Annotated in this window: 7 protein-coding genes; 3 read left to right on the plus strand and 4 right to left on the minus strand. The window is 73.4% G+C overall.

The window, feature by feature from the left end; genetic code table 11:
* The 3 genes from P1P70_RS33970 to P1P70_RS33980 form a co-directional block, all read left to right on the plus strand.
* Positions 1-1951, plus strand: a 1951-nt coding sequence (locus P1P70_RS33970) for a heavy metal translocating P-type ATPase (RefSeq protein WP_319244684.1), incomplete at its 5' end; no start/stop codon positions are given.
* Positions 1952-2130: 179 nt separating this feature from the next.
* On the plus strand, positions 2131-3615 hold the full coding sequence (locus P1P70_RS33975; RefSeq protein ID WP_319244696.1) for an AlkA N-terminal domain-containing protein: 1485 nt from the start codon (positions 2131-2133) through the stop codon (positions 3613-3615).
* 62 nt (positions 3616-3677) lie between these two features.
* Positions 3678-4169 (plus strand): methylated-DNA--[protein]-cysteine S-methyltransferase, encoded by a 492-nt coding sequence (locus P1P70_RS33980; RefSeq protein ID WP_319244686.1) that lies wholly within the window; start codon positions 3678-3680, stop codon positions 4167-4169.
* 45 nt (positions 4170-4214) lie between these two features.
* On the opposite strand, the gene P1P70_RS33985 is transcribed toward P1P70_RS33980, so the two are convergent.
* The 4 genes from P1P70_RS33985 to P1P70_RS34000 all read right to left on the minus strand — a co-directional run bounded on the left by P1P70_RS33985 (position 4215) and on the right by P1P70_RS34000 (position 9550).
* A complete protein-coding gene (locus tag P1P70_RS33985; RefSeq protein WP_319244688.1) occupies positions 4215-4949 on the minus strand; it encodes an SIR2 family NAD-dependent protein deacylase in 735 nt (244 codons plus the stop codon).
* A 56-nt stretch (positions 4950-5005) separates the two neighbouring features.
* Complete coding sequence (locus P1P70_RS33990) at positions 5006-7471, minus strand: protein kinase domain-containing protein (protein ID WP_319244690.1); 2466 nt, start codon at positions 7469-7471, stop codon at positions 5006-5008.
* 394 nt (positions 7472-7865) lie between these two features.
* Positions 7866-8357 carry an NUDIX hydrolase gene (locus tag P1P70_RS33995; RefSeq protein ID WP_319244692.1) on the minus strand — a complete coding sequence of 164 codons (492 nt, stop codon included), beginning with the start codon at positions 8355-8357 and terminating at the stop codon, positions 7866-7868.
* Positions 8358-8452: 95 nt separating this feature from the next.
* Positions 8453-9550: an ADP-ribosylglycohydrolase family protein gene (locus P1P70_RS34000; protein WP_319244694.1), complete on the minus strand. Its 1098-nt coding sequence runs from the start codon at positions 9548-9550 to the stop codon at positions 8453-8455.
* Positions 9551-9661: the final 111 nt, after the last annotated feature.

Consider the following 9661-nt stretch of genomic DNA (forward strand, 5'->3'; position numbering starts at 1 on the left):
CCTTCGAGGGCGGGCTCCCAGCCGCCGCACCCGCGTCCTCGCCCTCCCCGAGGCCCGCTGGGCGCTGACGTCCACCCTCGCCTTCCTGCTCGCCTTCCCCCTGGACCTGGCCGGGGTCTCCGCCTGGCTGTACGGCCCGCTCTATGTGATCGCCTACGCGGCCGGCGGCTGGGAGCCCGCCCTCGAAGGGCTGCGGGCACTGCGCGAGAAGAGCCTCGACGTCGACCTGCTGATGATCGTCGCGGCGCTGGGCGCGGCCGCGATCGGCCAGGTCCTCGACGGCGCCCTGTTGATCGTCATCTTCGCCACCTCCGGCGCCCTGGAGGCCCTGGCCACCGCCCGCACCGCGGACTCCGTACGGGGCCTGCTCGACCTCGCGCCCACCACGGCCACCCGGTTGTCGGCGGACGGCACCGCCGAGGAGACCGTGCCGACGGACCGCCTGGCGGTCGGTGACGTGGTGCTGGTCCGCCCGGGCGAGCGCATCGGCGCCGACGGGCGGGTCCTGGACGGGGAGAGCGAGGCCGACCAAGCCACCATCACCGGCGAACCGCTGCCGGTCCCCAAGGCCCCGGGCGACGAGGTCTTCGCGGGCACCCTCAACGGCACGGGAGCGCTGCGCGTCCGCGTCGCACGGGACCCGGCCGACTCCGTGATCGCCCGCATCGTGAGCCTCGTCGAGGAGGCCTCGCGCACCAAGGCGCCGACCCAGCTCTTCATCGAGAAGATCGAACAACGCTACGCCGTCGGGGTCGTCGTCGCCACCCTCGCCGTCTTCGGTGTCCCCCTGGCCTTCGGCGAGGACCTCACGGCCGCGCTGCTCCGCGCCATGACCTTCATGATCGTCGCCTCGCCCTGCGCGGTCGTCCTCGCCACCATGCCGCCGCTGCTCTCCGCCATCGCCAACGCCGGCCGCCACGGCGTCCTCGTGAAGTCCGCCGTCGCGATGGAGCGGCTGGGCGAGATCGACGCCGTCGCTTTCGACAAGACCGGCACGCTCACGGAGGGCACACCCGAGGTCGTCGCCGTACGACCGCTGCCGGGCTCCGGCCTCGACGAGGAGGGACTGTTGGCGCTGGCCGCGGCGGCCGAGTACCCGAGTGAACATCCGCTGGCCCGTGCGGTGGTGGCCGCCGCCGGGGCGCGGGGGCTGCGGGTGGCCACCGCCGAGGACTTCGTGGCCACGCCGGGCCGGGGGGTGCGGGCGACGGTCGAGGGACACGTGGTGACCGTGGGGCGGGCAGGGGAGCACGGCGGCCTCGGCGACGAGTCCGCCGTGGACGGCGTGGACGCCGTGGACGGAGCGGTCGCCGGAACCGGAGCGGTCGCCGGTGGGACGACCGTTCTCGTCGAGCGGGACGGCGTCGCCGTCGGGACGCTCACCCTGGCCGACCGGCTGCGCCACGACGCCCCCGCCGCCGTGGCCGCCCTCACCGCCGTGACCGGTGGGTCGCCGGTCCTGCTGACCGGTGACAACGCGCGTGCCGCCGCCAGGGTGGCGGCGGACACCGGCATCGACGACGTGCGGGCCGAGCTGTTGCCGGACGGCAAGGTGGAGGCCGTACGGGAGCTGCAGAACGGGGGCGCGAAGGTCCTGTTCGTCGGGGACGGGGTCAACGACGCGCCCGCGCTCGCCGCCGCGCACGCCGGAGTGGCCATGGGCCGGGCCGGCTCCGATCTCGCGCTGGAGACGGCGGACGCGGTGGTGGTGCGCGACGAGCTGCGCGCGATCCCGGCGGTGGTGCGGCTGTCCCGGGCGGCCCGGCAGCTGGTGGTGCAGAACCTGGTGATCGCCGGGGTGTGCATCGCCGTGCTGGTGGTGTGGGACCTGGTGGGGCATCTGCCGCTGCCCCTCGGGGTGGCCGGGCACGAGGGGTCGACCGTGCTGGTGGGTCTGAACGGGCTGCGGTTGCTGCGGGAGGCGGCGTGGGGTCGCGCAGCGAGGGGTTAGGAGCGCCTGAGGGGGAGGGGCTGTCCGTCGTAGGGCGGCTGCGGACCCGTACGGGTTGGTCGCGCAGTTCCCCGCGCCCCTGAAGGGCTTCGGCGGTCACAAGGCGCCCTCACCACGATGTCGGATTCTCGCCAGCCCTTCCCCCTCCCCTCCCCGATGCTTGAGTCATGCGGAACGGGATGTACGCGGATACGGAACGGTGTGTGCGGGCCGTGCGGTCGAAGGACGCGCGGTTCGACGGGTGGTTCTTCACGGCCGTGGTGACCACGCGGATCTACTGCCGGCCCAGCTGCCCGGTGGTACCGCCGAAGGCGGAGAACATGACGTTCTACCCGAGTGCCGCGGCGTGCCAGCAGGCCGGATTCCGGGCCTGCAAGCGGTGCCGGCCGGACACGAGTCCTGGGTCACCGGAGTGGGACCAGCGGGCAGACCTCGTGGCGCGGGCGATGCGCCTGGTGGGGGACGGGGTCGTGGACCGGGAGGGCGTGCCGGGACTGGCACGGCGGCTCGGCTACAGCGCCCGGCAGGTCGAGCGGCAGCTGCTGGCCGAGTTGGGCGCGGGCCCGCTGGCACTCGCCCGGGCGCAGCGGGCGCAGACCGCGCGGCTGCTGATCGAGACGACAGCGCTGCCGATGGCGGAGATCGCGTTCGCCGCCGGGTTCGGGTCGATCCGGACGTTCAACGACACGGTCCGGGAGGTCTTCGCGCTGTCGCCCAGCGCCCTGCGCGAGCGGGCGACGCGGTCGGCCCGGCAACGCTCCGACTCCCCGGGCACATCGGGGGTGTTGAGCCTCCGGCTGCCGTTCCGGGCCCCGCTCAACCCCGACAACCTCTTCGGGCACCTCGCCGCGACCGCCGTACCCGGGGTGGAGGAGTGGCGCGACGGCGCGTACCGGCGCACGCTCCGGCTGCCGTACGGCCACGGCATCGTCGCGCTCACGCCGGAGCCCGACCACATCGCCTGCCGGCTCTCCCTCGGCGATCTGCGCGACCTGCCCGTCGCCATCAGCCGCTGCCGCCGCATGCTCGACCTGGACGCCGACCCGGTCGCCGTCGACGAGCAGTTGCGCGTCGATCCCGTGCTCGCGCCGCTGGTGGACAAGGCGCCGGGGCGTCGGGTGCCGCGGACCGTGGACGAGGCCGAGTTCGCCGTACGGGCGGTGCTCGGCCAGCAGGTCTCCACGGCCGCCGCCCGGACCCACGCGGCCCGGCTGGTCGTCGCGCACGGCGAACCGGTCGACGACCCGGAAGGGGGCCTCACCCATCTCTTCCCGTCCGCCGAGGCACTGGCGGCCGTCGATCCCGAGACCCTCGCGATGCCGCGCACCCGCCGGACCACCTTCAGCACGTTGGTGGGCCAACTCGCCGACCGGACACTGCACTTGGGCGTCGACAGCGACTGGGCCGAGACCCGTGCCCGGCTCCTCGCCCTGCCCGGGTTCGGCCCCTGGACCGTCGACGTCATCGCCATGCGGGCCCTGGGCGACCCGGACGCCTTCCTCGCCGGTGACCTCGGAATCCGGCGCGCGGCACGGGAGTTGGGCCTGCCCTCCACCCCGGCCGCCCTCGCGGCCCGGGCCGAGGTCTGGCGGCCGTGGCGGGCGTACGCGGTCCAGTACCTCTGGGCGACGGACAGCCACCCCATCAACTTCCTTCCCGTATAGGGCGGTTCCCGCCGACCCGCGCGTCGGCGGAACCGGCCCCACCGACCCTCCGAGGACCACCCATGAGTCAGCAGAAGCGGCACACCGTCGTCGACAGCCCCTACGGCCCCCTGACCCTCGTCGCCGACGACGGTGTCCTGTGCGGCCTCTACATGACCGAGCAGCGCCATCGCCCGCCGCAGGAGAGCTTCGGCGTACGCGACGACACGGGCTTCGGCGAAACCCTGGAACAGCTGGAGGCCTATTTCGCGAGCGAGTTGAAGGAATTCACTGTCGAACTCCGGCTGCGGGGCACCCCGTTCCAACGCCAGGTCTGGGAACAGCTCGCCCGCATCCCCTACGGCGAGACCCGCTCGTACGGCGAACTCGCGGGCGCTCTGGGCAACCCCAAGGCGTCCCGCGCGGTCGGTCTGGCCAACGGCAGGAACCCCGTCGGCATCATCGTCCCCTGCCACCGTGTGGTCGGCTCCGACGGCAGCCTCACCGGATACGGCGGCGGCACGGACCGCAAACAGCGCCTGCTGGACTTCGAACGGGGCGCGGCCCTCTTCTGAGGGGCCGGGTCCCTGGGCCTTCCGAGGGGCCGGACCCACAGCCTCTCAGTCGTTCGCCTCGCGGATCGCCCGCAGCACCTCCGGCAACGCCGTTCCGATGGGCTCCCGTACGATCTCGTCCGCCCGCTCGTCGTACGGGGTCGGCTCGGCGTTGACGATGATCAGGCGGGCCCCGTGGTCGGCGGCGACGCCGGCGAGCCCGGCGGCGGGCTGCACCTGGAGGCTGCTGCCGACGGCGATGAAGATCTGACAGGCCTTGCTGATCGCGACGGCCTCGCCGAGGACCACCGGGTCGAGGCGCTCGCCGAACATGACGGTGGCGGACTTCAGCACGCCCCCGCACTCCAGGCACGGCGGGTCGTCCTCACCGGCCTCGACCCGGGCGAGCGCGTCCTCCATGGGCATCCGGGCGTGGCACCCGACGCACACCACGGACCGGGCGGAGCCGTGCAGTTCGAGGACCTTGCGGGCGGGCATCCCGGCCAGCTGGTGCAGCCCGTCCACGTTCTGCGTGATCACCCGTACCGGCACCCCGGACCGCTCCAGCTCCGCCACCGCCCGGTGCGCCACGTTCGGCTCGGCCTGGAGCGTCCGGTTCCGCCGCCGCATCTGCCACGACCGCCGGCGGATCTCCGGATCACCCATGTAGTACTCGTACGTCACCAGCTTCTCGGCCTCCGGATCCCGCCGCCACAGCCCGTTCGGGCCCCGGTAGTCGGGGATGCCGGAGTCGGTGGAGATGCCTGCGCCACTGAGGAGGGCGACCAGGGGCTTGTTCATGGGGCGAGCGTAGGTCGGTCGTCCGGTCGGGGCGAGCGGATATCCGCCGGGGCGGGTCAGGGGGCGGGCAGGCCGTACGTGCGGTCGTAGTGCTGGGCGACCAGGACACCGCTGTGGTCGCAGGCGAGCTGCCAGTCGTTGACGCCGGTCTCCACACCGTCGGTGAAGTTCCACAGGAGTCGGCCCTTGGCGGCGCCGATCGCGTAGAAGCCGTTCTTGTTCTGGTGGGCGGGGACGTAGACCGCGTCGGGTCCCGCCGTGATGGGCTGGTCGATGTTGAGGCGCGGGGTGGGGCAGAACCAACGGCGGGCGCCGGTACCGGCGTTGAACGCGTACACGCCTGCCGGGTCCGTGCCGGTGACGTAGACGGTGTTGCCGTAGCCGCCGAGGGACGCGAACATGCCGCGCTCGGGCTTCACCCGCCAGCGGAGTCTGCCGTTGTTGAGGTCCAGGGCCTTGAGTTCCCGGCCGATGGCGAACACCGTGCGGTTGATGACGGCGAGCCCCGGCCGCAGGTCGTAGCCGACCGGGTGCCGCCACAGGACGCCGGAGCTGTCGGTGTCGCGGACCGTGACGTTGCGCAGTCCGTCTGCGTAGACGAAGTAGCTGGGGAGGATGACCGGAGCCAGCTTGATGCCGACGTCCTCCGGGCTGATGGGGATGACCTCGGCGCGGCGGGCCGCGAGGTCCACCCCGAACACCGTGTCCGTGGACGTCGCGACACCCTGCTCGTCGGACTCGCGCCGGAGCCGCACGCCGATGACGGAGACGGCCCGGTCGTCGGTGGCGCCGAGCAGTGTGGTGAAGCGGAAGTCCGGCCCGAAGTCGATGGTGAAACGTTCCGTTCCGTCGACCGGGTCGATCCCGATCACCGTGGCCCCCTCGCCGAGCGCGATCGCGGCGTCGAAGGCCAGGACGGCCGGGGTGGGCGACTGGCTGATGCCCTCGTAGACCCACTTGGGCCGGGTGCCGTCCTTGAGGTCGAGACAGACCAGGTCACCCGGGCGGGTCTTCACCAGGGCCGTGCCGTCGTTGAAGACGGCGGGCGCCTGGAGCAGCGGGCCGCCGCGGTAGGTCCACAGCGGCTTCGGGGCCGGCCCCGCGGGCTCCGTGGACCGCACGGTCGGCTTCTTCCGGCGGCTGAGCACCAGGCCGGCGCCGGCCGCGGCAGCGGCGGAGCCCGCCGACACGGTGAGGACCGTACGCCGCGACGGACCGGAACGCGGTACGGCACGACGGTGCCCGCCGGCGCGGTACGGCTCCGGCTCCTCGGGAGCGGAGTAGGGCTCCGCGCCGCCGGCGGGCGCTGCTCCGGCCGATGCCACGCCACCGGTCCGGCCCGTGCCGTCGGCCCCGCGGCGGCTGCCGTCCCGGTCGGCCGGGAACGCCTCGGCCGACCGGGACGGGCGGCCGGAGCCGTCGTACGGGTCGCCGGACGCGCACGGCGACGGACTTTCCGCGACGCCGGGCGGCTCCTCCCGCTCGAAGTCGTACACGGCCTGCCCCCGCCGCGCGTCGTACGCGGCCCGGTCGGATCGTGGCGGGTGGGCGAGACGTTCCTGCTGGAAGTCGTAGGCGTCCCGCTCCCGGTCGGTCCCGGGGGAGCGGAAGGCGACCGGACCGTTCGGCCCTGTCTCCAGGGTCCGCACCGCCGCCGCGCGGAGGGCGACCGAGGAGGCCACCGACGGGGGCAGCCAGCCGTCGGCCGTCAGTTGCTCCACACCGCCGGGCGCACAGGCGGCGGCCAGCTTGTCCGGGGTGATGCGCAGCCGGGGGTCCTTGGTGAGGCAGAGGTTGATGATCTTGTCGAGCGGATCGGGCACACCCGTCAGATCGGGTGCGCTGTGCACCACCTGGTAGAGGAGCGTGGCAGCCGCGTTGCCGCTGAACGGGGCGTGCCCGGACGCGGCGAACGTGAGCACCGAGCCCAGCGAGAAGATGTCCCCCTCGGGCCCCAGCGGCTCGCCCGTGGCCTGCTCCGGGCACATGTACTCGAAAGAGCCGAAGAGCGCGCCGGAGCGGGTGAGGTCGTAGCCGTCGCTCGCCCGGACGATGCCGAAGTCGATCACACGCGGACCGTCGGCGGCGAGCAGCACGTTGGAGGGTTTCAGGTCGCGGTGCACCAGTCCGGCCGCCTGCACCGCGATCAGCGCCTCGGCCACGCCGGCGCCCAGCACCAGCACCGACTCCACCGGCAGCGGGCCGTGCGCGGCGACCGCCTCGGCCAGGGTGGGCCCGGCGATGTAGTCCGTGGCCAGCCACGGGACGGGGGCCTCGGGGTCGGCGTCCACCACGGGCGCGGTGTATCTGCCGCCGACCGCCCCCGCGGCCTCCACCTCGCGGCGGAAGCGGATGCGGAAGTTCTTGTCCCCCATCAGCTCGGGCCGGATGGCCTTGACCGCGACGGTCCGCCCCTGCGGGGAGCGCGCCAGATAGACCCGCCCCATGCCTCCTGCGCCGAGCCGTGCCACGAGACGGTAGGGACCTAGCTCCTCGGGATCGTCTGAGCCCAGTGGTTCCATGACCTCAGCTGCCTGTTCGGTGATGACGGGCGAGAAACGGCCCGCAGGTGGGGGGAGACCGACTGCTCCGGGCGGCTCCCGGTGACCGTTCCCCCAGGGGCTCCGGATCTCCCGGTGCCACGGCCCGCGCCCGGGCCGCCGGTCACGGGTGTCCCGAGTGCTGCCCCGGTCCCCGAGCGGGGCAACGAGGCGCGATCGCTCGGACGGGGCTGACGTCAGACTAGATGCTGGAGTGACGAACGGGCAGCGTTTTCAGCCAGCGCTTTAAACTTCCATTAAGTGGAAGGTTCATTCATTTCACGTTCTGTGCAGGGCGAGTTGACGCGCCGTCAGCTGACTCCTGTCAACGGCGGGCGGCGACCGACGAACACCGCGGTGGCCGATCCTCGACGGTTCAGACGACCCGCTCGCCGTTCTCCAGCTCGACCGGCCCCGTGCCCTCCGCCAGCGCGTCGAGGGCGGCCAGCACCCGCCGACCGAGCTGTCCCAGGAGATACTCGGGCAGTTCGGCGCGCGGGACGAGCCGCCACGACAGCAACTCCTCCTCCTGCAACCGGATCCGCTTCAGATCCTCCTCGTCGAGCACCCCACCGTCGTACACGTACGCCACCAGCGGCGGCCGCCCCACCCCGGGCACCCAGTCCACGGCGAGCAGCCGCCCCGGCTCGACGTCCAACCCGATCTCCTCCAGGGTCTCGCGCCGCGCCCCCTGCCTCGGGGTCTCCCCGTCGTCCGACTCGATCGTGCCGCCCGGAAGGGCCCATCCCTCGCGGTAGTTGGGCTCGACGACGAGCACGCGCCCCTCGGCGTCACGGAAGATCGCGGCGGCACCGGCGAGGACACGGGGCAGGCTCGCGATGTACGCGGCGAAGTCCGAAGTGGTCATCCGCCCAGGGTAGACGGCCCGCGAAGGGCGGGAAATCGGCGTCAGGGGCGCGCGAGGAGAGCGCGAGGAGCGCGGCGGCGGCGTCGGGTCGGCGCTCAGGAGCCGAAGGCCTCCGCCAACCGCACCGTGCGCTCGGCGAGTTCACTGATGCGCACCCCGTCGAAGCCGAACACGGCGCTGCGCACGGTGTCCTCCAACGGATCCTTCCACCGGCCCGGGATCGCCGCCGCCCCGCACAGCACACCCGCCACCGAACCGGCGGTGGCCCCGTTCGAGTCGGTGTCCAGGCCGCCGCGGACGGTCAGCGCGAGGGTGCGGGTGAAGTCGCCGTCGCCGTACAGCAGCCCGGCCGTGAGCACGGCGGCGTTCGGCACGACGTGGATCCAGCCGAGCCCGGCGGTCTCCTCGCCCACCGTCGCGAGCGTCTCCTCCCAGGCCAGTCCGGCCTCGTACAGCGACACGACCCGCCGCACGGTACGCGCCAGACGGCTGCTCGCCGGGACCACCACCAGCGCCTCGTCCAGGGCCGCCCGCGCCCCCGGCGCCGTGAACGCCGCCGCGATCAGGGCCGCCGCCCACATCGCCCCGTACACCCCGTTGCCCGTGTGCGACAGCACCGCGTCGCGCCGGGCCAGCGAGGCCGCGCGCCGGGGCAGGCCCGGCGAGGTCCAGCCGAAGACGTCGGCGCGGATGAGGGCGCCGATCCACTCCTGGTACGGGTTGTCGTAGGTGGCCGTCAGCGGCGGCTTCAGCCCGTTCGCGAGGTTCCGGTACGCGGCCCGCTCCGCCGTGAACGTCTGGAGGTACGGCAGCCGCAGCAGCCACAGGTCACCGACCTGCTCGGTGCTGAAACCGAAGCCGTGCGTCTCCAGCAGGTGCAGCCCGAGGATCGCGTAGTCCACGTCGTCGTCGCGGCAGCTGCCGTGGATCCGCCCGCGTACGCACTCCCGCCACTCGGGCCGCAGCGCGAACTCGTCGCTCTCGCTCACCGGCTCCGGGAGGTAGTCGGTGAGCGGGAGGGCCCCTGCCTGCCGCAGATAGCGGTGGATCCGCTCGCGCGTCCAGACCTCCCCCTGTTCCACCGGCTTCCCGAGCATGTTCCCCGCGATCCGGCCCAGCCAGCCGCCGAGCACTCGGTCGGCGAGCTCGGCGCCGACCGGGGGCGCGAGGGGGGTGGTGGTCGTGGGTGTCATGTCCGAAGGTCTACCCGATTCCGTCCCATTCCGTGCACGTCGGCCCGGCGGGGAACGGCGGAACCGGCTCGGGGCCGGTGTTCGGTGGGCGGGACGGGGCATGACGTACCG

Origin of the sequence: Streptomyces sp. MB09-02B, from assembly GCF_033794485.1 — a bacterium.
Lineage (GTDB): Bacteria > Actinomycetota > Actinomycetes > Streptomycetales > Streptomycetaceae > Streptomyces.

Coding starts and splice junctions, on each gene's coding strand:
- P1P70_RS33975 (WP_319244696.1), top strand. CDS start 2,131: ATGTACGCGGATACGGAACGGTGTGTGCGGGCCGTGCGGTCGAAGGAC.
- P1P70_RS33980 (WP_319244686.1), top strand. CDS start 3,678: ATGAGTCAGCAGAAGCGGCACACCGTCGTCGACAGCCCCTACGGCCCC.
- P1P70_RS33985 (WP_319244688.1), bottom strand. CDS start 4,949: ATGAACAAGCCCCTGGTCGCCCTCCTCAGTGGCGCAGGCATCTCCACC.
- P1P70_RS33990 (WP_319244690.1), bottom strand. CDS start 7,471: ATGGAACCACTGGGCTCAGACGATCCCGAGGAGCTAGGTCCCTACCGT.
- P1P70_RS33995 (WP_319244692.1), bottom strand. CDS start 8,357: ATGACCACTTCGGACTTCGCCGCGTACATCGCGAGCCTGCCCCGTGTC.
- P1P70_RS34000 (WP_319244694.1), bottom strand. CDS start 9,550: ATGACACCCACGACCACCACCCCCCTCGCGCCCCCGGTCGGCGCCGAG.